At 52.1% G+C, this 26,151-nt stretch carries 21 protein-coding genes; 11 read left to right on the top strand and 10 right to left on the bottom strand.

Going from position 1 to position 26,151, the window contains the following annotated elements:
- Positions 1-5: 5 nt before the first annotated feature.
- Together DAQ1742_RS11390 and DAQ1742_RS11385 are read left to right on the top strand one after the other, a co-directional pair.
- Positions 6-1,265 carry an ABC transporter permease gene (locus DAQ1742_RS11390; RefSeq protein ID WP_035341544.1) on the top strand — a complete coding sequence of 420 codons (1,260 nt, stop codon included), beginning with the start codon at positions 6-8 and terminating at the stop codon, positions 1,263-1,265.
- Between the two features lie 33 nt (positions 1,266-1,298).
- Positions 1,299-2,120 (top strand): ABC transporter permease, encoded by an 822-nt coding sequence (locus DAQ1742_RS11385; protein ID WP_035345930.1) that lies wholly within the window; start codon positions 1,299-1,301, stop codon positions 2,118-2,120.
- A gap of 227 nt (positions 2,121-2,347) precedes the next feature.
- On the opposite strand, the gene dsbB is transcribed toward DAQ1742_RS11385, so the two are convergent.
- Positions 2,348-2,878, bottom strand: a complete 531-nt coding sequence (gene dsbB / locus DAQ1742_RS11380; RefSeq protein WP_035341546.1) for a disulfide bond formation protein DsbB — start codon at positions 2,876-2,878, stop codon at positions 2,348-2,350.
- A gap of 1,034 nt (positions 2,879-3,912) precedes the next feature.
- On the opposite strand from dsbB, the gene fadR reads away from it, so the two are divergent.
- A complete protein-coding gene (gene fadR / locus DAQ1742_RS11375; RefSeq protein ID WP_035341548.1) occupies positions 3,913-4,632 on the top strand; it encodes a fatty acid metabolism transcriptional regulator FadR in 720 nt (239 codons plus the stop codon).
- Between the two features lie 125 nt (positions 4,633-4,757).
- On the opposite strand, the gene DAQ1742_RS11370 is transcribed toward fadR, so the two are convergent.
- A complete protein-coding gene (locus DAQ1742_RS11370; RefSeq protein ID WP_035341550.1) occupies positions 4,758-6,293 on the bottom strand; it encodes a SpoVR family protein in 1,536 nt (511 codons plus the stop codon).
- 323 nt (positions 6,294-6,616) lie between these two features.
- On the opposite strand from DAQ1742_RS11370, the gene DAQ1742_RS11365 reads away from it, so the two are divergent.
- The 6 genes from DAQ1742_RS11365 to pepT all read left to right on the top strand — a co-directional run bounded on the left by DAQ1742_RS11365 (position 6,617) and on the right by pepT (position 12,902).
- Positions 6,617-7,867, top strand: coding sequence for a D-amino acid dehydrogenase (locus DAQ1742_RS11365; RefSeq protein WP_035341553.1), 1,251 nt, complete (start codon positions 6,617-6,619; stop codon positions 7,865-7,867).
- A 284-nt stretch (positions 7,868-8,151) separates the two neighbouring features.
- Positions 8,152-8,397, top strand: coding sequence for a FeoA family protein (locus tag DAQ1742_RS11360; RefSeq protein WP_035341555.1), 246 nt, complete (start codon positions 8,152-8,154; stop codon positions 8,395-8,397).
- A 41-nt stretch (positions 8,398-8,438) separates the two neighbouring features.
- The gene (locus tag DAQ1742_RS11355) at positions 8,439-8,666 is read left to right on the top strand and encodes a FeoA family protein (RefSeq protein ID WP_035341557.1); all 228 of its coding nucleotides are present in this window, start codon (positions 8,439-8,441) and stop codon (positions 8,664-8,666) included.
- Positions 8,667-8,688: 22 nt separating this feature from the next.
- Complete coding sequence (gene feoB, locus DAQ1742_RS11350; RefSeq protein ID WP_232046455.1) at positions 8,689-10,935, top strand: Fe(2+) transporter permease subunit FeoB; 2,247 nt, start codon at positions 8,689-8,691, stop codon at positions 10,933-10,935.
- A gap of 121 nt (positions 10,936-11,056) precedes the next feature.
- A complete protein-coding gene (locus tag DAQ1742_RS11345) occupies positions 11,057-11,278 on the top strand; it encodes a FeoC-like transcriptional regulator (protein WP_035341561.1) in 222 nt (73 codons plus the stop codon).
- 370 nt (positions 11,279-11,648) lie between these two features.
- On the top strand, positions 11,649-12,902 hold the full coding sequence (pepT, locus tag DAQ1742_RS11340; RefSeq protein ID WP_180706332.1) for a peptidase T: 1,254 nt from the start codon (positions 11,649-11,651) through the stop codon (positions 12,900-12,902).
- Positions 12,903-13,056: 154 nt separating this feature from the next.
- Here pepT and DAQ1742_RS11335 read toward each other — a convergent pair whose 3' ends face one another.
- From DAQ1742_RS11335 to rluE, 8 genes are all read right to left on the bottom strand, one after another.
- A complete protein-coding gene (locus DAQ1742_RS11335; RefSeq protein WP_180706119.1) occupies positions 13,057-14,175 on the bottom strand; it encodes a ribosomal protein uL16 3-hydroxylase in 1,119 nt (372 codons plus the stop codon).
- 125 nt (positions 14,176-14,300) lie between these two features.
- Complete coding sequence (gene phoQ, locus DAQ1742_RS11330; RefSeq protein ID WP_180706118.1) at positions 14,301-15,731, bottom strand: two-component system sensor histidine kinase PhoQ; 1,431 nt, start codon at positions 15,729-15,731, stop codon at positions 14,301-14,303.
- A gap of 37 nt (positions 15,732-15,768) precedes the next feature.
- On the bottom strand, positions 15,769-16,437 hold the full coding sequence (gene phoP / locus DAQ1742_RS11325) for a two-component system response regulator PhoP (RefSeq protein WP_180706117.1): 669 nt from the start codon (positions 16,435-16,437) through the stop codon (positions 15,769-15,771).
- 163 nt (positions 16,438-16,600) lie between these two features.
- Positions 16,601-17,968: an adenylosuccinate lyase gene (gene purB, locus DAQ1742_RS11320; RefSeq protein WP_035341568.1), complete on the bottom strand. Its 1,368-nt coding sequence runs from the start codon at positions 17,966-17,968 to the stop codon at positions 16,601-16,603.
- Positions 17,969-18,084: 116 nt separating this feature from the next.
- Positions 18,085-18,717 carry a high frequency lysogenization protein HflD gene (hflD, locus tag DAQ1742_RS11315; RefSeq protein WP_035341570.1) on the bottom strand — a complete coding sequence of 211 codons (633 nt, stop codon included), beginning with the start codon at positions 18,715-18,717 and terminating at the stop codon, positions 18,085-18,087.
- 340 nt (positions 18,718-19,057) lie between these two features.
- Positions 19,058-20,170 carry a tRNA 2-thiouridine(34) synthase MnmA gene (gene mnmA / locus DAQ1742_RS11310; protein WP_035345932.1) on the bottom strand — a complete coding sequence of 371 codons (1,113 nt, stop codon included), beginning with the start codon at positions 20,168-20,170 and terminating at the stop codon, positions 19,058-19,060.
- 120 nt (positions 20,171-20,290) lie between these two features.
- Positions 20,291-20,749, bottom strand: coding sequence for an NUDIX hydrolase (locus tag DAQ1742_RS11305; RefSeq protein WP_035341572.1), 459 nt, complete (start codon positions 20,747-20,749; stop codon positions 20,291-20,293).
- Entirely contained in the window at positions 20,742-21,398 is a 657-nt protein-coding gene (gene rluE, locus DAQ1742_RS11300) for a 23S rRNA pseudouridine(2457) synthase RluE (RefSeq protein ID WP_035341574.1), read from the bottom strand. The genes DAQ1742_RS11305 and rluE overlap by 8 nt, the downstream gene beginning before the upstream one ends.
- A gap of 102 nt (positions 21,399-21,500) precedes the next feature.
- Between rluE and icd the strand changes: the two genes are divergently transcribed.
- Positions 21,501-22,754 carry an NADP-dependent isocitrate dehydrogenase gene (icd, locus tag DAQ1742_RS11295; RefSeq protein ID WP_035341576.1) on the top strand — a complete coding sequence of 418 codons (1,254 nt, stop codon included), beginning with the start codon at positions 21,501-21,503 and terminating at the stop codon, positions 22,752-22,754.
- 812 nt (positions 22,755-23,566) lie between these two features.
- Positions 23,567-25,735 (top strand): sensor domain-containing phosphodiesterase, encoded by a 2,169-nt coding sequence (locus DAQ1742_RS11290; protein WP_035341578.1) that lies wholly within the window; start codon positions 23,567-23,569, stop codon positions 25,733-25,735.
- Positions 25,736-26,151 lie beyond the last annotated feature (416 nt).

The raw sequence follows: 26,151 nt of genomic DNA, 5'->3' as shown, positions 1-26,151 counted from the left end.
GCCCTATGACCCAGAACGCCACGTTGACGACAGCGACCGAACAACAGTCTGTGAGCCTGAAACAGCAGTTGCGTCAGGCGCAGGCCCGCTATCAGAAACGTTCACTACTGCTGATAGCCCCGCTGTTTTTGTTCATTTTGGTCAGCTTTCTGTTTCCGATATTGTCGATTCTGGGCAAAAGCGTCTCTAACCCTGATTTGCGCCTCAGCATGCCTGCCACCATTGAGGCGATGCGGCAATGGTCAGGCAAGTCGATACCGGATGAGGCAGTATTTCAGGCATTGGTACGCGACCTGCGCAATGCGCGTAACACCGGGCAGGTCGCGACCATCACTAAACGTCTGGGGTATGAAGACGGCCAATACCGCACGCTGATTACCCGCACGCTGCGCGCACTGCCGTCAGATGAACAGCCCGATCTGCGGGCCACGCTGATTGCCGCACAGCCGCTGTGGGGCGAGCTGACCACCTGGAAAACGCTGGACAGGGCTTCACGGCCATTTACCAGTTATTACCTGCTGGCGGTGTTTGACCATAAAGTTGACCCGCAAACCGACAGCGTGGTGGCACAACCGGCTGATCAGGCGCTGTATGTCGATGTCTTGTTGCGCACGCTGGTGATGGCTGCTGTGGTGACGCTATTGTGTGTGGTTTTGGGCTATCCGCTGGCCTACTGGCTGGCAAAACAGCCGGATAACCGAGCCAATCTCTTGATGATTCTGGTGCTGTTGCCTTTCTGGACATCGCTGATTGTGCGCACCGCCAGCTGGATTGTGTTACTCCAGTCCGGCGGGCTGATTAACCATGCGCTGCTGGGCATAGGGATTATCGATCAACCGCTGGTGATGGTGTTTAACCGCATCGGGGTCTACATCTCCATGACCCACATTCTGCTGCCATTTTTTGTGTTGCCGCTGTATGCGGTGATGAAAGGCATTTCGCCGGGCTATGTGCGGGCGGCCATCTCGCTGGGTGCACATCCGTTTATCGCTTTCTGGAAGGTGTATGTGCCGCAGACTTACGCTGGTGTTACCGCCGGTGCGTTGCTGGTGTTCATGATGGCCATTGGCTATTACATCACGCCTGCGTTGCTGGGCGGGCCGGGCGATCAGATGATCAGTTATTTCGTGGCGTTCTTTACCAACACCACCATGAACTGGGGAATGGCGGCGGCGTTGGGAACACAATTGCTGGTGATTGTGGTGCTGCTGTATGTGTTCTATATCCGTGTCACGCGTACCAACGCGGAAGCGGCGGCGCGTTAAGCGAAGGAGTCAGCGATGAAACCGATGAAAGAGATGAGACAACAGGGTTCGCAACTGCTGCGGCTGTGGAATGCCGCCTTTAACCTGTATGGCGCAGCAATGCTGCTGTTTTTAGTCGTGCCGGTATTGGTGATTGTGCCGTTGTCATTTAACGCCGGTTCGTTCCTCAGTTACCCGCTGGCCGGTTTTTCCCTGCGCTGGTATCGGGAGTTTTTCCACTCCAGTGAATGGCTCAGTGCGCTTGGCAACAGCCTGCTGATTGCGCCGCTGGCGACATTACTGGCCACTGCGCTGGGGGTGCTGGCATCGGTCGGACTGGTGCGCGGCGAGTTTCGCGGCAAATCATTGGTGATGGCGGTACTGATTTCGCCGATGATTGCGCCAGTGGTGATCGTCGCCGTGGGGATGTTCTTCTTCTTCGCTAAACTGTCGCTGCTCAACAGCTATGTTGGGCTGGTGCTGGCTCATGCGGTGCTGGGTGTGCCCTTTGTGGTGATAACCGTCACGGCCGTGCTGAAAAATTATGACCAGAACCTGAGCCGCGCGGCAGCGAGCCTGGGTGCACCACCGCTGTTGACCTTTCGCAAGGTCACATTGCCGCTGATTGCGCCCGGCGTATTTTCGGGGGCATTGTTTGCCTTTGCCACCTCGTTTGATGAAGTCATCGTGACGCTGTTTTTGGCCAGCCCACGCCAGCGCACCTTGCCGTTACAGATGTTTGCCGGTATTCGTGAAAACCTCGACCCGACGATTGCTGCTGCCGCAACCATGATGGTGGCCGCAGCGCTGCTGTTACTGGTGGTGATGGAAGTGTTGCGCCGGCGCGCTGAAAAACTCCGCGGTGCTACCAGATAATCTGTCCTGTCATATCAACGTCACGCTCTTCACGACGCCCCTGCTGGTTTCAGCCGGGGCGTTTGTCTTTTCTAAGCGTCGCTCAGACACCTGCCCGAGGTGACGGCCTTGCTGCGAGGGGGCACATGAGTACGGGTAATAAGGGTAAGCCTGACAAAACAAAGGCTGACCGAAGTCAGCCTCTCAATGGGGATACACCGTTAACAGCAACAACAGCGACTAAATGCTTAACGGCCAAACAGATCACGACGTTTCGGGCGAAACGGCTGGGCAATCAGAACCAGTGCGGCAACCAGCAGATAAGCCCCGAAGATAACAATCATCCACTGAGGCATCTCAAGCTTCATGAAGCTCCATTGCCGCTCGGCGCAATCGCCAGTGGCTGTAAAAATAGCGGGCAGCCATTTATCTAACGGCAACCAGGACGGAAAGCTGGCAAAAAAGTCGCAGGTGACAAACGGCGAAGGATGCAACTGGATATTCGTGTGCTTGATTGCCAGCGCCAGCCCTTCCCAGGCACTGTAGATCCAAAGCCCGATGGCGGCATAGCGCAGTATGCTTGCCGGAGCCATCGCACCGACCAGACCAGCCAGCATGACACCATAAAGCGCGGTACGTTGATAGATGCACAATACACAGGGTTTGAGGTTCATGACGTACTGAAAATAGAGCGCGACCAATTCAAAGATCAATGCGGTAAACGCCATCAGAAGCCAGGCACCCCGGCCACGGGAGCAACGGTTCAAAAATCGCAACATAAAAAATATTCCATGCTAAAAACGATAGTATGGGCAGTGATAACCGTGCTCACTGCCCTCATTGAATCTCTGAGTGGGATGAACTGACCGTCTCCCAGATATCTGTTGCACACTGGCAGAAGGTGCATACTGCCTGTGCGGAGATTCTGCTGTGTTAACAAATACCCTGTTGTTTTTAACGCGTCGTCTGCGGGACTGCCAGCCTGTGACAAAATCCGCCTCTACTATACACGATTTACGTTGGGTTATGCCTGTTTGATTCATCAACGGCGGGTGATATTCGATGCGTGCTGACAGGCGGAGATTCTCCCGTCTGCCGGGGCGGGTTTATCTGCGTTGGGCTAAAACGACCCGATAAATAACCATAAGATAAATCATTATATTGCGTTATTACTGGCGGTGCGTTGCCCCTGTTATGCAATAAAGCATGTTGCATAACAATCGCGTCAAACGGAAAATCCCTGTTTCTGATTAGGATAAAGAAAATGAGACGATGTCGGAGCCGTATTGTCATAACCATTTACTAAAAATCAGAACGGCGAGATGACATTTTCACGAACAAAACTTCAATATCATCGTCATGGTGATGACCTACTTGATCTTGACTGGTCATGCCAGTGAAAATAGCGCTCAGTAAAGTCATTTTGGCAGTGGATAAACGCGGATGTTCGCAGACAAGACGGTCGTGGATATGACATGCCGGGGTGGCAAGCGGGGCGTGGTGCCTGTGGTGATGCCGTTTTGGCTGCCGGTGTTTACGCGACGTCAGAAAATGAATGAAGGGATAATTCGGGATCGTTAGTAGGTAATATTTTCTGCGTTAATATTAATTTATTTTAACAATGTCGATATGCCTGGAGGAATTTATCGTGAGACACCGTATATATTTGCGTTTGTCTGACAGGAATTGTCTTTAGTCACAGTTTTTATGTCGAATTGAGATTTTCAGGTCCTGCTATGCTATGTGATGTAGGGGTCGTTTGGTATGATGATGTTGACTTTCACTAGTTAACATCGCTACGGAATATAAACTTATGGTTATAAAGGCGCAAAGTCCGGCGGGATTCGCGGAAGAATATATTATTGAAAGTATATGGAATAATCGTTTTCCTCCTGGCTCTATTCTGCCCGCAGAACGAGAGCTTTCAGAACTCATTGGGGTGACACGCACAACCTTGCGTGAGGTGTTGCAGCGTCTGTCCCGTGATGGCTGGCTAACGATTCAGCATGGAAAACCGACCAAAATCAATAACTTTTGGGAGACATCCGGGCTGAATATTCTTGAGACGCTGGCGCGTCTTGATCACGACAGCGTGCCGCAGTTAATTGACAACCTGCTGGCGGTGCGTACCAATATCTCTGGCATTTTTATCCGCACGGCTATTCGCCTGCATCCGGCTAAATGCGTTGAGATACTTAAATTGGCTGAATCAGTTTCTGATGCAACTGATGCGTATGCCGAGCTGGATTACAATATTTTCCGCGGGCTGGCATTTGCCTCGGGTAATCCTATTTACGGGCTTATCATCAATGGTCTTAAGGGACTGTATATTCGGGTGGGGCGTTATTACTTCTCCAATCAGGAAGCCCGTAAGACTGCACAGGCGTTTTATCAACGTCTGGCATCGTTAAGCCGCGACGGTTTGTATGAGCAGGTGCCTGATGCCGTACGCCAGTATGGTAAAGAGAGCGGGGCGCTGTGGCACAGCATGCAAAACGCCATCCCGCGTGATTTAGCGGAAGGCCGGGGTTAAGGGGCTTTCTCCGTCAGAACATCGCATAGGAACGGGAAGCCGGAGTGCAACCCGTTTTTTTATGCTTATCTTTTACGTGTCAGGGTGAAGGCGGCGTCAACAGGTAACGCCACCAGGATCGGTGATTACAGCGTATTATTACGTGGCGGGCAGCGATCGATCAGTTCTGTACTGCCATCATCATTGACCTGTTCGAGTGTGACATCAAACCCCCACAGGCGATAAACGTGTTTCATCACCTCATGGCTGCTTTTATCCAGCGGCGCACGATTTTGTGGCACATAGCGCAGTGTCAGTGAGCGGTTCCCGCGTAAATCCACATTCCAGACCTGAATATTCGGTTCTATCTGGCTGAGGTTGTATTGTGCAGAGAGCTCCTGGCGAATTTTGCGATAGCCTTTTTCATCATGAATGGCCGCGATTTCCAGATAGTTGTTGCGATCGTCATCCAGCACGGTGAAGAGCCGGAAGTCTCGCATCACCTTGGGAGATAAAAACTGGCTGATAAAGCTTTCATCTTTGAAGTTTTGCATGGCAAAGTGCAAGGTATCGAGCCAGTCTTTACCAGCAATATCGGGGAACCAGTAGCGATCTTCCTCGGTTGGTTGCTGACAAATCCGTTTGATGTCCTGAAACATCGCGAATCCCAGCGCATAGGGGTTTATGCCGTTGTAATAGGGGCTGTTGTAGGGCGGCTGGTAGACCACATTGGTGTGGCTGTGCAGAAACTCCAGCATAAAACGATCGGTTAACTTACCTTCGTCATACAGGTGATTCAAAATCGTGTAGTGCCAGAATGTCGCCCACCCTTCGTTCATGACCTGAGTCTGTTTTTGCGGGTAAAAATACTGGCTGATTTTACGCACAATACGCAGTATTTCTCGCTGCCACGGCTCTAACAGCGGTGCGTTTTTTTCCATGAAATAGAGCAGGTTTTCCTGTGGCTCCAGCGGGAAGCGGCGTGCTTTTTCCGGTGACATTTCCTGCTCGCGGCGAGGCAGTGTACGCCAGAGCTCATTGACCTGGCTTTGCAGGTAAGCCTCACGGCTCTTCTGACGCAGTTTCTCCTCTTCCAGTGAGATTTTTTGCGGGCGTTTATAACGATCTACGCCGTAGTTCATCAGCGCATGACAGGAGTCGAGCAGCTTCTCTACCTCGACTACGCCGTGCCGCTCTTCACATTGGGCAATGTACTGGCGGGCAAACAGCAGATAATCAACGATAGAGCTGGCATCCGTCCAACTGCGAAACAGGTAGTTACCTTTGAAAAACGAGTTATGCCCGTAGCAGGCATGAGCCATCACCAGTGCCTGCATCGGCATGGTGTTCTCTTCCATCAAATAAGCGATACACGGATTGGAGTTAATCACAATCTCATAGGCCAGCCCCTGCTGACCATGCTTATAGCGCTGCTCGGTTTCAATGAATTTTTTGCCAAATGACCAGTGGGCGTAATTAATCGGCATGCCGATACTGGAATAGGCATCCATCATCTGCTCAGAGGTGATCACCTCAATCTGGTGAGGATACGTATCCAGTCGGTAGTGCTTCGCGACGCGATTAATTTCATCCAGATAAATGTGCAACAGATCGAACGTCCAGTCTGGTCCGTCACTCAGGCGTTGTGGGTTTGTTACCCGCTCATCAGTCGATATCACCATCAGCGCACCCCTTACTTATGACTGCCGCCACCTCATTGCGACGACATAGTTAATCGTAGCTTACTTTGGGAAAAGTGGTGTGAAATCGGTAGCTTGGATGGCGCTTTTCGCTCGCAGAGGCCTCAATGCGCGGTGGCGAAAGCCGCCTGTTACCTGCGTTTATCCTACGTTGCTGTGTCAGTCATCTCATAATAAATAAAAGCTATATCTGCAACAGATGACAATTCAATGCCGCATGATAGAGTAGTCTTTTATTTTGGTGTTCAAGCTATTATGCAGCATATTTCGCGGTATTGACGGGAAAACAGGGGAGAACAGCGATAATGAAGGTGGTTGTTTTAGGGAGTGGTATTATCGGCGTCAGTACTGCCTGGTATTTGGCCTGCGCCGGACATGACGTCACCGTGATTGATCGCCAGGCCGAGGTGGCTCAGGAAACCAGTGCGGCCAACGCCGGGCAAATTTCACCCGGTTACTCAGCCCCCTGGGCTGCGCCCGGGATCCCGCTTAAAGCCGTTAAGTGGCTGTTTCAGCGCCACGCACCGTTGGCGATTCGCCCTGACTTCACCGCCACCCAGTTACGCTGGATGTGGCAGATGCTACTGAACTGCGACAGCGCCCACTATCGTGTCAATAAAGCCCGTATGGTGAGGCTGGCCGAATACAGCCGCGATTGTTTGCAGGCGCTGCGTGCTGAAACCGGCATCGCGTACGAAGGCCGTCAGGGGGGAACACTGCAACTGTTTCGCACCCGCCAGCAATATGAGAATGCCTATCGGGATATCGCCGTACTAAAAGACGCCGGTGTGCCTTATGAGCTGCTGGAGGCCGCGCAACTGGCAACGGTGGAGCCGGCGCTGGCGCGGGTGCGTGATAAACTGGCCGGGGGGCTGCGTCTGCCCCATGATGAAACCGGCGATTGCCAGCTTTTTACCCAACAGTTGGCGAAAATGGCGCAGCAGGCGGGGGTTGTCTTTCGCTTCAACACGCAGGTGCAACACCTGGATGTCAGTGCGGATGCGGTCAATGCGGTGTACTGTCAGGGGGAGAAAATCACCGCCGACGCTTATGTGATGGCGTGTGGCTCCTATTCCCGTGGCTTACTGGAAACGTGGTTTGATATTCCGGTCTACCCGTTAAAAGGTTATTCGCTGACTATCCCGCTGACCAGTGATGCCGATGCGCCGGTCTCAACCGTGCTTGATGAAACTTACAAAGTGGCCATCACCCGCTTTGATAAGCGAATTCGGGTTGGGGGGATGGCCGAAATTGCCGGTTTTGATCTGTCCCTTAACCTAAAACGCCGCGCCACGCTGGAAAGGGTGGTGCGCGATTTGTATCCCGAATGCGGGCCAATTGAGCAGGCAACGTTCTGGACCGGTTTACGCCCGATGACCCCGGACGGCACACCGCTGGTTGGGCGTTCACCGTTAAAAAATCTCTATCTCAATACCGGGCATGGCACGCTGGGCTGGACGATGGGCTGCGGCTCCGGTCGGTTGCTGGCGGATATTCTTTCCGGCAACGAGCCGGATATTGAATATCAGGATCTCTCTTATTCCCGCTATGCCTGACGTTTTTACGCTCAGGGCAGCAGGCGTCAGGCCTGCCTGCCCTGAGCGCCTGCCCGCGATGCTGCTTTTGCATTATCCTGTTGTTTTCGCATCCATTCTTGTTGTTTCCACTCTTTTTCTGCTGCCCGGCAGGGGATAACGCTATTTCCCCGTGCTCAGACACTGCCTTTATCTTCATCTCCCTTGACATGCGTCAAGGGACAGGTTGCCGATAGTAATATGATTGATAATCGTTATTACTTGCTTTGATGCGCTCATGCGCACAATCAGTGAAGGAATAGGGTATGGCTCTGAGTCTGCAAACGTTGCTTGATCTCCCGCTTAACGTGAATGCGGTTGTCGCGCGTATCCGCTCAGGCGGCGAGCATCAACAGCGGCTGACCGAACTGGGTATTCGTGTCGGCGGGCAAGTTCGCGTTATCCAGCGTGACGCCAATCAACCTTTGATGCTGGCGGCGGGCGATAGCCGCGTGGCGATCAACTGGGAAATGGGCAAACAGGTATGGGTGCACGCGCAATCGGATCAGTAAGCGCGCGCCGGCATAAAAACAGTGGCAGAGGTGAGGCAGCAATGACGCTGGAAGCATTGGCAGTTGGCACACAGTGGCGTGTTTTAGGGTTTCAGAAAGGATCGGCAGACTACCGCAAGCGCCTGTTAGCGCTTGGCGTGACACCGGGCGTGGAGTTTTCTGTCGCCCGTGTTGCGCCATTGGGGGATCCGATAGAGTTACGTTTGCGTGGCGCATCAATCAGCGTGCGCAAAGGCGAAGCACAGATTTTGATTCTGGAAAAATGTTAATCCAGGCGAGTAAGGATTTTTTATGAGTACGCAATCCGTTATTGGGGTGGTGGGCAACCCGAACTGTGGCAAAACGACGTTATTTAACGTCCTGACCGGTGGCAAACAAACGGTCGGTAACTGGCCGGGTGTCACGGTAGAGAAAAAAGTGGGCAGCTACCGCTACCAGCAGCAACAGATAACGCTGGTGGATTTACCGGGAGTGTATTCACTTAACCCGTCGTCAGAAAGCTCCGAAGATGAGCGGGTAGCTCGGGATTATATTTTGTCTGGTGAAGCCGGGCTGGTGCTGAACATTGTTGATGCGGCGAATCTGGAACGTAATTTGTACCTGACGGCGCAACTGCTGGATATGAATGTGCCGATGGTCGTGGCCGTCAACATGATGGACATTGCGGCTGCCCGTAAGCTCGATATTGATATTCATGGCCTGTCCCAACGATTGGGCTGCCCGGTGGTGGCGATTACTGCCAGCCAGAAAAAAGGCATCGATGATTTGTTGCAGGTTTGTCAGTCGGCACTGGCACAGCCTGTACTCCCCAGCGTGTCTATTCCTTATGATGAACCACTCAGTCAGGCGGCTCAGGCGATGGCCAGACAACTGGTGGCCGCACAACTGGCTGGCGCACCGGTTATCCGCAATCCGCACTGGCTGGCGCTGCAATTGCTGGAAGGGGATGTGACGGTGCGCAACCAACTCAGTGCCGAGTCACTGAAGATGGCTGATGAGCAGATTGCCCGGCTGGTTGCGCATTATGATGATGAGCTGGACATCTTTCTGGCGGATGCGCGTTATCAGTTTGTCGCCGCAGTCGCTCGTGCGGTGATTACCCGCCGTGGTGAAGCCTCGGCCACCATGACGGATAAAATCGACCGTATCGTACTGCACCGTTTTTTGGGTATCCCTATCTTTTTGCTGGTGATGTATTTGATGTTCGTCTTCACCATCAATATCGGCAGTGCGTTTACCGACTTTTTTGACAAGCTGTTTGGTGCCCTGCTGGTGGAAGGGTTTGGCGAGCTGTTGCTGGCGCTGAATGTTCCCGAATGGCTGAAAACGCTGCTGGCAGACGGTGTCGGGGGCGGTATCCAGACGGTATCGACATTTATTCCGGTGATCGGCTGTTTGTATCTGTTTTTGTCCTGGCTGGAGGATTCCGGTTACATGGCGCGTGCAGCATTTGTCATGGACAGGTTCATGCGCAGCATCGGTCTGCCGGGTAAGGCGTTCGTGCCGCTGATTGTCGGCTTCGGCTGTAATGTGCCAGCGGTGATGGCAACCCGTACCATGGAGCGCCACAGTGACCGGGTTGTCACTGTGATGATGGCACCGTTTATGTCTTGCGGGGCGCGCCTGCCGGTCTATGTGCTGTTTGCCTCGGCGCTGTTTGTCGAAGGCGGGCAGAATCTGGTATTTGGCTTGTATCTGGTCGGTATCGCTGCCGCCATCGCCACGGGGTTCTTGCTGAAAAACACAGCCCTGAAAGGGGAAGCGTCGGCGTTTGTTATGGAGATCCCACCCTATCACTTACCCAGTCTGCGCAGTGTGCTGATTCGTACCTGGGAGCGGTTGAAGGGCTTCTTGCTGCGCGCCGGGCGGCTGATTGTGGTGGTGGTGACGGTGCTGGGTTTCCTCAATTCCATGGGAACGGACGGCTCATTTGGCAACCAGAACACGCAGAAGTCGGTGTTATCAGCCGTCGGGCAGGCGATAGTTCCGGTATTCAAACCGCTTGGTATTCGTCAGGAAAACTGGCCTGCGGCTGTCGGTGTGTTCACCGGGATTTTTGCCAAGGAAGCGGTGGTCGGTACGCTGGATTCGCTTTATGGCGCGATGGCAGCATCACAAGAGGGGCGGGCTAAAGCGGAGGAAAAAACCTTCAGCCTGATAGGCAGTGTGCAAGACGCGCTGGCGACGATCCCTGAAAATCTGGGCAAGCTGGGGGGGGCAGTGCTTAACCCGCTGGGTATTAACGTCGGGGATTTGAGCGATACCGCTAGCGTGGCGAAAGACAACAAATTCTCATCGCTGACCGTTATCAGTCAGTTATTTGACGGGCAACTGGGAGCCTTCAGTTACCTGCTGTATGTGCCTTGTGTGGCGGCGGTTTCGGCCATCTGGCGTGAAGTGGGGACGGCCTGGACGCTATTTTGCGCTGGCTGGACTATTCAGGTGGGCTATAGCACGGCGGTCGTTGTCTATCAGATAGGGCGTTTTGCCGAGCATCCGCTGTATTCATCCTGTGCATTAGCGGGTGTTGGGCGCTGACAGTGCTGATGCTGCGGCACAATGGGCTGCGGCGTCAACGCGTGGTTATCGGTGAAGTGAAACGCTGATGCGGTAAAACGACAACAACGGGGCGGCCCGCCCGCCCCGCAGAGGAGGAGCCATGACGTTACTGGAACTGCGTGATTTTGTCCGAGAACGGAAAAAGGTGTCGCTCAGTGAAGTCAGCCAGGCGTTTAAGGTCGAACCCGGTGTGGCGCAAGCGATGCTGGCAGTCTGGGTGCAAAAAGGCAAAGTCTGTTTTCATGAGGGTGAGGCTGCACCGAAATGTGGTGGCTGCTGTGGCTGTGATAAACGCCTGGGGCAGTATTATGAATGGCTGTAGCCCCCGGTTTGGGGCCTCGGTCGGTTCACCGGCTGATTAATGCGTGTGGGGATGCCCTATCCGCGGCCAGGGCCTGTGATTTGCCATGTGTCGCCGCCCTGTTTTCTCCTGAGTCTTTCATCTTACATACGCAGGCGCATGGCTCGTTAAGGTAGCCCGGCTTCTGCGTCCTGTCGTAATGCTAATGATGTGTTAAGTCATTGTGGCGAATAATTTATGGTGCATTCCGGGGTAGCGTTTGCCGCGTGCGGGTTGTGGCAAGCCTTATCGAAAATGCCCTGCGCTGAAACCCAATAAAAACTGACCTGACGCAATAACTGGTGTTTATACCCTCTACATAATGAAACACAGGGTCCATCTGAGGGGGATGATGGAAAAATTACTCGATCGTTTTTTGAATTACGTTGCGTTTGATACCCAGTCTAAAGCCGGGGTCAGGCAAGTGCCCAGTACCGAAGGGCAGATGAAGCTGGCGCAAGCGCTACAGCAGGAATTGACCGAACTGGGTTTTACTCAGGTGACGCTCAGTAAACATGGCTGCGTGGCCTCTTTGCCCGCCAATGTGGCCTGGCCGGTTCCAGCCATCGGGTTTATTGCCCATATGGATACGTCGCCCGATTTTAGCGGTAAACACGTTAATCCGCAGATTGTGGAGAACTATCGCGGGGGCGATATTGCTCTGGGCGTGGGCGATGAAGTGCTCTCGCCGGTGATGTTTCCGGTGCTGCATCATTTGCTGGGGCAGACACTGATTACAACCGAGGGTAAAACGCTGCTGGGAGCAGATGGTAAAGCGGGTATCGCTGAGATAATCACTGCGCTTGTTCGGTTAAAGAAACGGCAGATCCCGCATGGTGATATCCGTCTCGCTTTCACGCCGGATGAAGAGGTAGGTAAAGGCGCTCAACACTTTGATGTGGCAGCGTTTAATGCTGAGTGGGCGTATACCGTGGATGGCGGGGGCGTGGGTGAGCTGGAGTATGAGAACTTCAATGCCGCCTCGGTCGTGGTAAAAATCGTGGGAAACAATGTTCACCCCGGCGCGGCCAAAGGGGTGATGGTCAATGCATTATCACTGGCCACCCGTATTCCGGCTGAGGAAGTGCCGGAGCATACCGAGGGGTATCAGGGCTTTTACCATCTGCACAGCGCCAAAGGGACGGTGGAGCGCGCGGAGTTACACTACAGCATTCGTGATTTTGAGCGTGAGGGTTTTGAACAACGGAAGAAAACGTTGTTAAACATTGCGGAGAAGGTTGGCAAGGGATTACATCCTGATTGCTATATCGAGGTAACGATAACGGATAGTTATTACAATATGCGCGATCAGGTAGAACAGCATCCGCATGTCATTGCCCTGGCGCAACAGGCGATGCGGGATTGCGGTATTACGCCGGTGATGCAGCCAATCCGTGGCGGCACCGATGGTGCACAGCTCTCGTTTCAGGGGCTGCCTTGCCCGAATTTGTTTACCGGCGGATATAATGCGCACGGTAAACATGAGTTTGTGACGCACGAAGGGATGGAAAGCGCGGTGTCGGTGATTATGCGTATTGCTGAGCTCACCGCGGTACGAGCCAGAGACCAGCAGGCCCGCCATAACACGGTAGCGGCAAAAGCCTGATAAAGCCTTTGGAATATTGTCGCAGACGTGCTCAGGGAGAGGCTGATATCTCGCTTTTCCCTGAGCACGGGCTAAACATGAAGCATCATGTGCGGCGGTGTTCTGGCCGTTATGCGGTTTGACCGCGCGATTTCCGGTCTGGCGCTAGCGTGGTTCAGTCGGCAAAGTACCAGTAACCGCTATTGACCAACGCTGTTAACTGGGCGAGAAACGAGGGGTCGTCCAGTGCGGCACCTAACAGCCCGGCCCCCAGTTCTTCATACTGTGCCAGCGCGTTCATGGCCTGTGGTTGCTGGCTGCCGAGCCGCTCGCCGTTAACAAAACAGTCATCACCAATACGCAAGACGCGCAAGCCACCAAGACGGCACAGTGTTTCACCTTGTTGCAGCAGTTCATAAAGTTCGCCTGGCTGGTAGGGTGGCTGTGGCGGTGCTAAATCCAGTTCATGGCGTGACTGAGAGATAAACTCGCCGAACCACTGGCCAAAGGCTGCTTTATCCTGCACTAAGTCCAGCATCAATTGATGCAGATTATCCAGCTCCTGCGGCAAAATGTCGGCAGGATGCGAGCGAGGGACGATGTCAGGGTCACTGTAGCGCTGCCCACCCATCTCGCGTGCCAGCACGTTATCGGCAAAACCACTGACCAGCTCGCGGGCACTGGGTGCGCGAAAACCGACAGAATAATTGAGCGAGTTTTCCAGCGAGTAGCCTTCATGGGGAAACGCCGGGGGAATGTAGAGAATATCGCCCGGCTCCAGCTCTTCATCAATGATGGCCTCGAACGGCTCAACCTGTAGTAAATCCGGGTGCGGGCAGTGCTGCTTTATCGGGATTTTGTCACCGACTCGCCAGCGGCGGCGACCTGTCCCTGAATAATAAACATCGTATTGATCCAGATGGGGGCCGACACCCCCACCGGGCACGGAAAACGAAATCATCAAATCGTCAATACGCCAGTCAGGCAACTGGCGGAAAGGGTGCATCAGCGCGGCTGAGGGTTCATGCCAGTGATCGACTGCCTGTACCAGCAGTGACCAGTTGCTCTCGCCCAAATGGTCGAAGCTGTCGAACGGGCCGTGGCTGACATTCCAGCGCCCGTCCAGATGGCTGACCAGCCGGCTGTCCACCTCGTTTTCCATCGCCAGCCCGGCCAGTTCGTCGGGGCTTATCGGGTCAATGAAAGCGCGAAATCCACCTTTGATGACCACCGGGCGTTTTTGCCAGTGGCGGGCCATAAAATCAGGCCAGTCGAGATTGAGTTGGTAGTCCATAGCGAGTTTCCGGTAACGAGAGGCTGGCGGCGATTATAACCAAGTCGTGGCAGCACCGCTTGTGCATTTGCAGGCATCGGCGTTCAGGTAATGACCATCATATCGCGTCTTTGTGTGATGACGATTCAGCCCTCACTCTGCCCAAGATGCTGTAGGCCGAAAATAGCTTCCACCTTGAGCTGACTGCTGCCGATGACGATTTCCCCTTGATACTGTTCGATAATCTCTGCGGCGACGGCCAGGCCGATACCCTGGCCGGGGCGCAGGGTATCGGCGCGTTGTCCCCGCTGAAAAATAACTTCCCGCTTGCTGTCAGGGATGCCGGGCCCATCATCTTCAATAATCAAATGCAGTTTTTGCCCGGAATACAGGGCGCTGATTTCGACAAATTCAAGGCAGTATTTACACGCGTTATCCAGAATATTGCCCATCACTTCCATGAAATCATTTTTCTCGCCAATAAACGTCAGCTCGGGGGCAATGTCCATGGTCAGTACCACGCCTTTACGCTGATACACTTTGTTTAGCGCAGAGCACAACGCATCAAGCTGGGCGGGTACGGAATGGACTTCACGTATCATGCTCAGGTGATCGTTACACTGGCTCGATGCAGGTAATAGCAATTTGCTGTGAAATGCGGCTAATTGCGTCAGCATAATCGGTTCGGCCTGCTCAATGGTTAACTCTTTACCGCTACGCAGCGAGCGCAGCGTGGTCTGTAGCACCGCCAGCGGCGTTTTCAGGCTGTGTGTGAGGTCAGTCAAAGTCGTGCGGTATTTATGATAGCGCTGGCGCTCATTACTGAGCAGGGTATTGAGGTTGCGTACCAGGCTGTTGAGCTCCTGCGGTGGGTATTCGTTGAGGTGCTCGCGTGAACCCTGTTCGAGTTCACTGATCTGTGTACTAATCCTTGATAGGGCGCAGTGCGCAGCCAGCCACAATAGTGGCAGAACCAGTACCAGATGCGCGATAAACACGTAGCGAAACCACTCCCAGACAATGTCGGCTTGCTGTAGTTCCTGAGGTATTCGGTCTACCACGACGATAACCATTTGTGGCAGGCGCTCTGATTCGGGTACACATTCAACTGCAATAGAGTGGGTAAACGGTGTTTTGTCTTCGCGAACTATAGGCGTGCAGCTTATCAAGCATTTGAGGGGTACTGCCTTGCATACCGCATTGCTGATAGTGCTGTCCGCATCCAGCTCGTGGTAATCCGTTTTCTCAAGCCACTCGGGTTTTATCTGTGATTCCAGTTCCGGCACGGCCCGTTCACGCCATAATAACTTGCCGTTTTTATCATAAATAAACACCAGCGTCGGGTAATTGATGTCGATTTCTGGCGGCGTGGCAATGGTGAGCTGGTTTTCGCGCCACTGGGCGAGGCTGTAAACCAGGTTGCTTTCACCCCGTAACAGGCGAAATGACGTTTTATCAAAACTGACACTGTAACCGACCACGGCAACAATGCCGTAAGAGAGCGTTAATGCCAGCACAACGGCTGCTGTCGCAATCAAAAAGCGAAAGCGCAGTGAAAGAGGAGGAGCCTTTTTCACCCTGAATTACCCTTGTGTCATGTAGCGGCTGTGGTGGCTAAACATCAAAACGATATCCCTGGCCGCGAACGGTGGTAATCACATCATGAGAATCCGCTGCCTGGAGCTTTTTGCGCAAGCGCCCCATCAGTACATCAATCGTATGACTTTCACGCAATTCGGCCATCGGGTAGAGTTGCAGCATCAATGACTCTTTGCTCACCACCTTGCCATTATTGCGGATAAGCGTTTCGATAATGGTGTACTCAAACGCCGTCAGTTTTACCGGCTCGCTGTTGACCAATAACTCACGCCGCGACAGATCCACTTCGAACGGCGGCAGGCTGATAATTTGAGACGCCAGCCCACTGTTGCGGCGCATCAGTGCCTGCATCCGCGCAATGACTTCTTCAATGTGGAATGGCTTGGTGACGTAATCATCGGCACCGGCTTCCAGTACGGCAACTTTTTCCTGCCAGCTTTCTCTGGCTGTCAGTACCAGAATCGGCAGTTTGATTTGATGTGCGCGCCAGCGGCGGATAAGGCTGGTGCCGTCTTCCTGTGGCAATCCCAGATCGACAATCGCGATATCGGGCGCATGCTCCTGCAGGAAGTAGTCGGCCTCCTTCGCCTCTGCCGCCGCATCAACCTGATGCCCCATTTCATTGAGCTGCACAGTCAGGTGATGGCGTAGCAGAACATTATCTTCAACAACAAGAATGCGCATGACGTTTTCCTCGGTCATAGGTTTCGTGGAGGGGCAAACCTAAGTCAATACACTATTATCGGCGGGGTCGTCAGCATTATCCACAGTGGGTTTCAACTGGGGCTAAACAGCAAGGCAGGAAATAGTCCGGGCGGTTGAGGGTTAACCGCCCGGCAGGTTGAGATTAAAGTTCGTCAACCATTTTAATGGCCCGGCCAATATAGTTAGCCGGCGTGAGGGCTTTCAGGCGAACCTTTTCATCATCCGGCAGTGCCAGGCTATCAATAAACGCTTTCATCCCTTCGGCATCCACACGCTTACCGCGGGTCAACTCTTTCAGTTTTTCATACGGCTTTTCGATGCCATAGCGGCGCATTACGGTCTGGATAGGTTCAGCCAGCACTTCCCAGTTGTTGTCCAGCTCATCAAGCAGATGGTCACGGTTGACTTCCAGTTTGCTGATGCCTTTTAGCGTGGCCTGATAAGCAATGACCGCATACCCTACGCCCACGCCGAGATTGCGCAGTACTGTTGAGTCAGTTAAATCACGCTGCCAGCGCGATACCGGCAGTTTACTCGCCAGATGGGCCAGAACTGCGTTCGACAAGCCGAGATTACCCTCAGAGTTTTCGAAGTCTATCGGGTTGACTTTATGCGGCATGGTCGACGAGCCGATTTCGCCGGCAATGGTTTTTTGTTTGAAGTGGTTCAGTGCGACATAGCCCCAAACATCACGGTCGAAATCAAGCAGGATGGTATTAAACCGGGCGATGCAGTCAAACAGTTCGGCAATGTAGTCGTGCGGTTCAATCTGCGTGGTGTACGGGTTCCACTGAATGCCCAGCGAGGTGACAAAGCTTTCGCTGAACTGGTGCCAGTCAACTGCCGGATAAGCCACCATATGGGCGTTATAGTTCCCCACCGCACCGTTGATCTTGCCCAGAATCTCGACGTTCTGTAACTGACGGAACTGGCGCTCCATGCGGTAGACGACGTTAGCGAACTCTTTTCCGATGGTGGACGGTGTCGCCGGTTGTCCGTGGGTACGGGACAGCAGCGGAATATCACGGTATTGCTGTGACAGGTGTTTGATGGCATCAATAATATTGCGCCAGAACGGTAAAACAACGTCGCGGCGCGCTGTTTCGAGCATCAATGCGTGTGACAGGTTGTTAATGTCTTCAGATGTACAGGCGAAATGGATAAATTCGCTCACCGCCTGTAAGGCGGGCAGGGCAGCGACTTTTTCCTTGAGAAAATACTCCACCGCTTTGACATCATGGTTGGTGGTGCGCTCAATGGTTTTGATGCGTGCCGCGTCTTCTTCGTTGAATTCAGCGACGATCTTGTCAAGGAAAGCGTTTGCGTCAGCATCAAAAGCAGGAACTTCCTTGATTTCTGCACAGGCGGCCAGTTTTTGCAGCCAACGTACTTCAACCTGCACGCGAAATTTCAGCAAGCCGTATTCGCTGAAAATAGCGCGCAACATGCTGACTTTATCGCCGTAGCGTCCATCAATGGGGGAAACGGCGGTCAGTGAGGATAATTCCATCGCAAGCAACTCCTGGGATTGTGTTCGAAAAAGAATGTCATAGTCATGGCATTATCTCACGATGGCGGCTGAACCGGAATAAGCGGTTGCCGCCAGCGGGAACAGTGCCATGCCGATCAGGCATGGCAACGGGACAGCATGTCTTGTGCGTGGCGCACCAGCTTGCTGCGGGAGAACATCAGTTGCAGGCGGCTGCCGCCAACCTGTTGCCAGAGCACCGCAGCACGAATGCCTGCCAGCAGTACCGCCCGGACTTTGGCCTGAATGTGGGCGTTTTTCAGCACCTCTTGTGCCCCGGTTACTTGTATACGTGGGCCGAGCTTGCTGATTACATCCACATAAATCCCTGCCAGTACATTAATAAAGGTATCGGATAACAAGTCATAATGTTCGAGCTGGCGATCTAACTGGCTGATACGAGAACCCAGTTCGTTGAGGGCATCACGGTTATTGTGCAAACGTCGCTCAAGCACCATCAGGCTGAAGGTATAACGCGATAATTCGGCACCAAGACCTTCACGGGATGAGTTCAGGATGCCTAGCAACGTTTCCAGACCGATTTTCAGATTTCCTTCGCTATTGCCAAAAACATCCAGCGTATTGGCTGGATTGATATTCAGGATGCTTTGCAGTGAGGTTGCCAGCGCATCCGTATTGCAATTCCCCTGATGAGCCAACTGTTGCACTAACTGAGCAGACTGGCAGACACCCGCCATAGCCAGCGTAATTTCATCATAGTTTTTAGCCACAATAGCTCCTGTCGACATCATCTGGCTGGGCGTGAAAGCGGGAAAGAGGGGCAGGTTCACCGCACAAAAAATAGCGGGCTGACGAGTTCTCCGCCATTGCGTATCCACACCATATAAAGATGGCCGATGATGCCATAAAAACAGTGATGAACCCAGCATAAGGCCGGTAAAAACCGGCCTGTGGTGTAAAATCGACGGTAATAGGCGCTGATGGCGACAACTCTCGACGTGCTGACGCATGCTGTGCTCACATTAAGCCAGACCCGCATCAAAACATCACACCCTTGAAAATGAGCAGTGACGCCGGATGGCACAGGGGCGGGTTGTTATTGTTTTCGCATTACAGCGATGCGCTCAGGCGTTCTTCAATGATACCGCCACCAAGACAGACCTCATCTAAATAAAAGACCGCTGACTGGCCTGGAGTAACAGCCGCGACTGGCGCGTCAAAACGGACGTCAATGCGGTCTTCATCAAGCGGCGTGATAGTACAAGGGATATCGGCCTGACGGTAACGGGTTTTGACTGTGCAACGCAGCGGGCTGGTCAGCGGCATGCGATCTACCCAGTGCAATTGTTGTGCTATTAAACCGGTGGACATCAGGCGAGGGTGCTCGTGGCCTTGCGCCACATACAGTATGTTATTGGCAACATCTTTATCGACCACGTACCACGGATCGTCCCCGCCTTCTTTCACGCCACCAATTCCCAGCCCCTTACGCTGACCCAGCGTGTGGTACATCAACCCCTGATGTTGCCCCATGACCTTGCTGTCATCGACCGATAGAATCGGGCCCGGCTGGGCGGGCAGATAGCGGGCCAGAAAATCGCGGAATTTACGCTCGCCGATAAAGCAGATGCCGGTTGAGTCCTTTTTGCGCGCGGTCGCCAGATCGAGGTGTTCTGCAATCGCCCGTACTTGCGGTTTCTCCAGTTCTCCCACCGGAAACAGGCTCTGCGCCAGTTGCTGATGACTCAGGGTGTACAAAAAATAGCTCTGGTCTTTGTTGCTATCCATACCGCGCAACAGGCGGCTTTTCCCTTGCACATCGTGGCGGCGTACATAATGCCCGGTGGCAATATAGTCTGCGCCCAGATCCTCAGCCGCGAACTCCAGAAATGCTTTAAACTTGATTTCCTTATTGCACAGAATATCCGGGTTTGGCGTGCGACCCGCGCGGTATTCCGCCAGGAAATGTTCAAATACATTGTCCCAGTATTCAGCAGCGAAGTTAACGGTATGTAGCTCAATACCCAGTTTGTCGCAGACAGCCTGTGCATCTGCGAGGTCGGTGGCGGCAGAACAATACTCCGTGTCGTCATCTTCCTCCCAGTTTTTCATAAACAGGCCTTCAACCTGATACCCTTGCTGTTGCAACAGGTAAGCGGATACTGATGAATCCACACCGCCGGACATGCCGACAATGACTTTTTTCTGGCTGTTATCTGACATGGATATCTCGCGAACGTAATGATGTGGTGTAAAGCGTGTTAGAGCAAAAAACAGGCGTAGCAGGGTAGCATAATTGCCACGCGCGCGCATCACCGCCCCTTGTGTTGGCCTGAAAACCGGTCAGGCTGGATCGGGAAAAGGCCAGTTGAACGCAGCCAGAATCGCTAATGGATAGCGTTGGCCCTGCTGGTAACACCTCAGACTGGCGGCAACCAGGGGGGAACGCAGGCAGTCGGCTTGCAGAATTTCTTCAGGCGTTAACCAATGACAGCAGATAATGTCACTGTCGTGTGGCGTGGTGGGCAGCCGTTCGGGCAGGTCGATAACGAAGCTGAAACGCAAAAACGGCGTCTTGTCGGGGGCTATCCACTGGTGTAGCTGAAGAAAGCTCTGTGGTGTCAGGCGCAGACCGGTTTCTTCAAACAGTTCCCGCTGTGCGGCCTGTAATAATGTCTCATCGGCTTCGAGATGACCTGCGGGCTGATTCCATAAACGACGGTGGTTAATCTCTTCTTCAACCACCAGAAAATGGCCTTCTGCCTGCACCACACAGGCGACGGTCACATGCGGTTTAAACATTTTCTATCTCTCTCCATTCGCCGGGCTTGAGCCCTTCCAGCGTTTGATTGGCCATACTGTAACGAATCAGGCGTAAAGTGGGGTAACCAATATGGGCCGTCATACGTCGTACCTGGCGGTTACGGCCTTCATGAAGTGTAATTTTCAGCCAACTCACCGGAATGTTCTTTCGTTCACGAATCGGTGGCTGACGTGGCCATATCCAGGCGGGTTCATCGACAAGTTCAACACCGGCAGGCAGTGTCGGCCCATCATTAAGTACCAGCCCGGAACGGAAGGCGTGTAGCGCTTCCTCATCGGGAACACCTTCTACCTGTGCGTAGTAAATTTTGGCGGTTTTACGGCCGGGTTGAGTCAATCGCGCTTGCAGCGGCCCGTCATTGGTCAGGATCATCAATCCTTCACTATCGCGATCTAAACGTCCGGCAGCGTAGATGTGACGAAAAGGTACATAGTCTTTCAGCGTGGTGCGCCCGGTTTCATCGGTAAACTGGGAAAGTACATCGAAAGGTTTATTGAACAACACGATGCATACTTTTGCCGCCGTTACGGATCGGTTTTTTGTGGGGCGAGAGCTGAATCGTTTAAGTCGGTGATTTTTAACAGGGAATTTATTCATGTTATTACTGGCTGTGAATGACAAAACCATTATACTCGAAATGGTTTATGATTGGCTCAGGCTAAATATTCAAGTAGTATTGACACGCATCTTACAAGTCATTAACAAAAATGGCGCTCGAAGGAGAGGTTAATGGAAAGTAAAGTAGTTGTACCGGCAGAAGGGCAGAAGATCACGGTTGATGCGCAAGGCAAACTGGTTGTGCCGGATAATCCGATCATTCCGTTCATTGAAGGTGATGGTATCGGTGTTGACGTGACGCCTGCCATGATTAAGGTCGTGGATGCCGCAGTGAACAAAGCCTATCAGGGCAAGCGCAACATTTCCTGGATGGAAATTTACACCGGTGAAAAATCAACTCAGGTGTATGGTCAGGATGTCTGGCTGCCGGATGAAACGCTGGATCTTATTCGTGAATACCGTGTTGCTATCAAAGGCCCATTGACGACGCCAGTCGGCGGCGGCATCCGCTCTTTGAACGTGGCTTTGCGTCAGCAACTGGACTTGTATGTGTGCTTACGCCCGGTTCGTTATTATGAAGGCACGCCAAGCCCGGTGAAACAGCCTGAGCTGACGGATATGGTTATCTTCCGTGAAAATGCTGAAGATATCTATGCCGGTATCGAATGGAAAGCGGGCTCACCGGAAGCCGATAAAGTCATCAAGTTCCTGCAAGATGAAATGGGCGTGAAGAAAATCCGTTTCCCACAGCAATGTGGTATCGGTATCAAGCCTTGCTCTGAAGAAGGCACGAAGCGTCTGGTGCGTGCGGCTATCGAATACGCTATCACAAACGATCGCGATTCCGTTACGCTGGTGCACAAAGGCAATATCATGAAGTTCACCGAAGGCGCGTTCAAAGACTGGGGATACCAGTTGGCGCGTGAAGAGTTTGGTGGTGAACTGATTGACGGCGGGCCGTGGGTGAACATCAAGAACCCGAATACGGGCAAAGACATCATTGTTAAAGATGTGATTGCTGATGCCTTCTTGCAGCAGATTCTGCTGCGCCCGGCCGAGTATGATGTTATTGCCTGTATGAACCTGAATGGTGATTACATCTCCGATGCACTGGCTGCACAGGTAGGTGGTATTGGTATCGCCCCTGGTGCCAACATTGGTGATGAGTGTGCCCTGTTTGAGGCCACCCATGGCACTGCGCCAAAATACGCAGGCCAGGATAAGGTGAACCCTGGTTCAGTTATCCTGTCTGCTGAAATGATGCTGCGTCACCTGCAATGGTTTGAAGCTGCTGATTTGATAGTCAAAGGCATGGAAGGCGCGATTAAAAACAAAACCGTGACCTATGACTTTGAACGCCTGATGGACGGAGCAACACTGCGTAAATGTAGTGAGTTTGCCCAGGACATCATCAGCAACATGTAACGATTGTTTGCCCTGAAACCTCATGGTGTTGCTTCATACCATGAGGTTTGTTTTACCCATCCCTTCGCGAGCTGCATACCTGGGGCTCTGCGACTCTCTTCTCAATCGTCAATGCCAGAACCCCATACCTCGTCTTGCCGTTTTGTCTTTTTATACTATTTTTACTTCGCTCATCATGAATACGCCATTAGCGTCGGGATGTTGAGTGTTACTGCATGGAACAATTAAGGCATGGCTCGGTTATGTCTGCGATGCTGATAAATTCATCGCCGGATTAAGACGAGATTATCGATTGATATAATACAGATAAGTTAACTGTTATTTGGGTTTAAACAGTTTTTCTGCATTAAAGAAAAGTTTTTTAACTGTTATTAAAAAATCTTACTGAACTATTGGTTATAAAATAGCGAGCGGAAGAACAATTTTATAGTAATAGGTTATCAACTTTGCTTTGATGATTGGGAATAACGATCTATTAAGATAATTAACCACTTATCAGTGACTGTATTCCTGATAAAAATTAGGGAAACATGGAAAATCTTGGTTTCAGGTCTTCCTCCTTGCCCGCATTTTGCTATTCTGTTGATGCTACCCGATAATTTGCATGATAAAGATGTAGTCCCTGAAGTGGGGAAGAGACTGAGCAAAGAGGGATAGTAGCCCGTTATCGTTTTAAATTTAATCGAAAGAGATCGATGGATTTTATTCGTCGATGATTTTTTTTGCGTGAAAAGTTACGGTAAGTGCATCACGACAACCGGCTACAATTTTTTCTGACAGAAAAAACAATGGATAATGTGAGGGGAATCCCCATGAGTCGAGCCCCAGCCAATAAAGATGAGAAAAGCCGACTGGCTGCATTGAGCGAGTATGGCATCAGCAAACCCCTGTCTGATCCCGGCTTCGATAGTCTGATCAATCTGGCGGCCAACGTTTTCAACGTTCCTATTGTGCTGATCTCACTGGTGGAAGCCGAACGGCAGTTGTTTGCAGCCAGCGTTGGTTTGTCAGTCTGTGAAACCTCACGAGACGAATCGTTCTGCTCGCATGCTATCCTCAAAAAACGCATCATGGTCATCCCTGATGCACGTAAGGATCCGCGTTTTAAAGATAATCCGCTGGTAACTGGCGAGCCTAATATCCGTTTTTATGCGGGGATTCCACTGCGTACACCAAGCGGTTTTCCGATAGGTACGCTTTGTATTATTGACAATAAGCCACGGGCATCGTTGAGCGCCCGTGATGCCCACAATTTGCAAGATTTTGCAGCACTGGTCATGGATAAGCTGGAAATGCGGCGTTTGGCGCTCGCTCGCCGTGCCAGCCAGTCACGTTTCGAAAGTATTGCTGAGTCCTCGCCGGACGCTATCTTATGCGTTAATGACAAAGGCACTATCACCTTCTGGAATGAATCAGCAGAGAAAATGCTTGAGTACACCCGCGAGCAAATCGTAGGAGAGCATATCAGTATCATTGTGCCCGATATGTTTGTGGTGCAGTTACATCATCTGGCAACCGATAAAACGGCGATGTTCAAGGGAAGTTCTATCGAACTGGAAACCAGGACCATGCTAGGTACGCTGATATCCACCGAGTTAACGGTGTCGATGTGGCAAGATAATAACCAGACACGTTATGGGATTATTTTGCGTGATATCACGGAAAGGCAGCGATACGAAGAACGTTTGTTCTTACAAGCACATCGTGACCCGCTGACGGGCCTTGCGAACCGAACCCTGCTAACCTCCACGCTTGAACAGCTTCTGAAAAGTGGCGAACCCACGGCCATCATGGCAATTGATTTGGATGGCTTTAAGGATATTAACGACAGCCTTGGTCATTCCAGTGGTGATGAAATTCTGGCCAGTGTGGCAAAGCGCTTGCAGGCTAATGTCGGTGCAGGTGATATGGTTGCCCGGATGGGCGGGGACGAATTTGCCATACTGTTACCCAAACAGGATAGCGAAGAGCGGGTTGCGAGGCTGGCTGAAAAAATCATTCATGATGTTTCGCAGGCCGTATTGGTCGGCGATAAGCAAATTAATACCAGTGCCAGTATCGGCCTGGTGATGTATCCCGCACATGGAATAACGGTACAGGATTTGCTAACTAGTGCGGATCTGGCGTTATATCAGGCAAAAGCCGATGGCCGTAACTGCTATCGCTTTTTTACTCGTGAACTCCGGGAAGTGTTCCAGGCGCGTCATGCTTTCCAACTGGAATTTATTCGTGCTTACGAACAAGAAGAGTTCGAAGTGTTTTATCAGCCTCAGGTGAGCCTGATTAATAGCAAAGTTGTTGGCGCAGAAGCGTTGTTACGCTGGCGTCATCCTTATAAAGGTTTGCTGGGGCCGGCGGCCTTTATGTTTGCTCTGGAACGCGGCCCTTGGGCTGAACGTATCGGTGATTGGGTGGTGCGCTCTGCCTGTCAACAGGCAGCGAAGTGGTGCAAAGCGGGCGCGACGAATTTTCGTATCAGTATCAATCTGTTTGCCGCTCAGTTCCGATCGGGCATGTTGGCGCAAAAAATTCAGGATGTACTGACTCAAACCGGATTATCACCCAGCGCACTGGAGCTGGAAATTACAGAGAACATCATTCTGCGGCATGATGAGAATATGATGAAACCGCTCAATGAGTTGCGCAGCAATGGTGTGGGAATTGCATTTGATGACTATGGTACAGGTTATGCTTCGCTCAGTATGCTGAAACACTACCCGGTTACCCGGCTGAAAATTGATCAGACCTTTGTTCGGGCAATGTGCGAGTCAGCACCGGATGCGGCGATTGTTCGGGCAATCTTGTATCTGGGAAAAAGTTTTGACCTGGATGTGATCGCTGAAGGTGTCGAAACACAAGAACAATGCGAGCGGTTACTCAACAAAGGGTGTGAGCAGGCTCAGGGGTATCTGTTTGGCCGTCCTATGCCAGCAAGCGAGTTTGAACAATTATTGGGTTTGAACGATAACGACGAACATTAAATTTATAGCCCGCATTAGAAGCGCTAATGATGCGGCCCTACGCGTTGAGCACATGGATGTTTTGCTCATGGCCGCTGGCTCATTATGTGTTGACCAAACCTGCCACTTTTTGTGTCTGCGTGACATGATGCAGATAAGCCAATAGCTGTTACATTAATTATTATCTAATGACATAACCGCTGCCTCGAGTGCAATTTTTCTCACCGGACTGATTAGCTTTTTATAGGCGTTGCTCATCAATGTTTAAATATTAACGGTTACACCGTTTGATGAGGGCGGCAGTTGGCGTGCCTTGCATGATAAAAAGTGTAAAGTTGTGTTAATTTAGTAACGTGGAGGTTATGAGGGCTTGAAAATGGTAATGCAATCCATACGATGTGGATGTTGCAATTACGTTGATTGCTTTTGCTGAAAGA

Source organism: Dickeya aquatica, from assembly GCF_900095885.1.
Taxonomy (GTDB): Bacteria; Pseudomonadota; Gammaproteobacteria; order Enterobacterales; family Enterobacteriaceae; genus Dickeya; species Dickeya aquatica.
This window is presented reverse-complemented; position numbering and strand designations above follow the sequence as displayed.

Bases quoted from the DNA above. Each gene is read 5' to 3' on its own strand.
- fadR (WP_035341548.1), top strand. From the start codon at position 3,913: ATGGTTATAAAGGCGCAAAGTCCGGCGGGATTCGCGGAAGAATATATT.
- DAQ1742_RS11365 (WP_035341553.1), top strand. From the start codon at position 6,617: ATGAAGGTGGTTGTTTTAGGGAGTGGTATTATCGGCGTCAGTACTGCC.
- pepT (WP_180706332.1), top strand. From the start codon at position 11,649: ATGGAAAAATTACTCGATCGTTTTTTGAATTACGTTGCGTTTGATACC.
- purB (WP_035341568.1), bottom strand. From the start codon at position 17,968: ATGGAATTATCCTCACTGACCGCCGTTTCCCCCATTGATGGACGCTAC.
- DAQ1742_RS11355 (WP_035341557.1), top strand. From the start codon at position 8,439: ATGACGCTGGAAGCATTGGCAGTTGGCACACAGTGGCGTGTTTTAGGG.
- icd (WP_035341576.1), top strand. From the start codon at position 21,501: ATGGAAAGTAAAGTAGTTGTACCGGCAGAAGGGCAGAAGATCACGGTT.
- DAQ1742_RS11290 (WP_035341578.1), top strand. From the start codon at position 23,567: ATGAGTCGAGCCCCAGCCAATAAAGATGAGAAAAGCCGACTGGCTGCA.
- DAQ1742_RS11385 (WP_035345930.1), top strand. From the start codon at position 1,299: ATGAGACAACAGGGTTCGCAACTGCTGCGGCTGTGGAATGCCGCCTTT.
- DAQ1742_RS11390 (WP_035341544.1), top strand. From the start codon at position 6: ATGACCCAGAACGCCACGTTGACGACAGCGACCGAACAACAGTCTGTG.
- DAQ1742_RS11305 (WP_035341572.1), bottom strand. From the start codon at position 20,749: ATGTTTAAACCGCATGTGACCGTCGCCTGTGTGGTGCAGGCAGAAGGC.
- DAQ1742_RS11360 (WP_035341555.1), top strand. From the start codon at position 8,152: ATGGCTCTGAGTCTGCAAACGTTGCTTGATCTCCCGCTTAACGTGAAT.
- DAQ1742_RS11345 (WP_035341561.1), top strand. From the start codon at position 11,057: ATGACGTTACTGGAACTGCGTGATTTTGTCCGAGAACGGAAAAAGGTG.
- rluE (WP_035341574.1), bottom strand. From the start codon at position 21,398: ATGGTTTTGTCATTCACAGCCAGTAATAACATGAATAAATTCCCTGTT.
- DAQ1742_RS11335 (WP_180706119.1), bottom strand. From the start codon at position 14,175: ATGGACTACCAACTCAATCTCGACTGGCCTGATTTTATGGCCCGCCAC.
- phoP (WP_180706117.1), bottom strand. From the start codon at position 16,437: ATGCGCATTCTTGTTGTTGAAGATAATGTTCTGCTACGCCATCACCTG.
- DAQ1742_RS11370 (WP_035341550.1), bottom strand. From the start codon at position 6,293: ATGGTGATATCGACTGATGAGCGGGTAACAAACCCACAACGCCTGAGT.
- mnmA (WP_035345932.1), bottom strand. From the start codon at position 20,170: ATGTCAGATAACAGCCAGAAAAAAGTCATTGTCGGCATGTCCGGCGGT.
- dsbB (WP_035341546.1), bottom strand. From the start codon at position 2,878: ATGTTGCGATTTTTGAACCGTTGCTCCCGTGGCCGGGGTGCCTGGCTT.
- feoB (WP_232046455.1), top strand. From the start codon at position 8,689: ATGAGTACGCAATCCGTTATTGGGGTGGTGGGCAACCCGAACTGTGGC.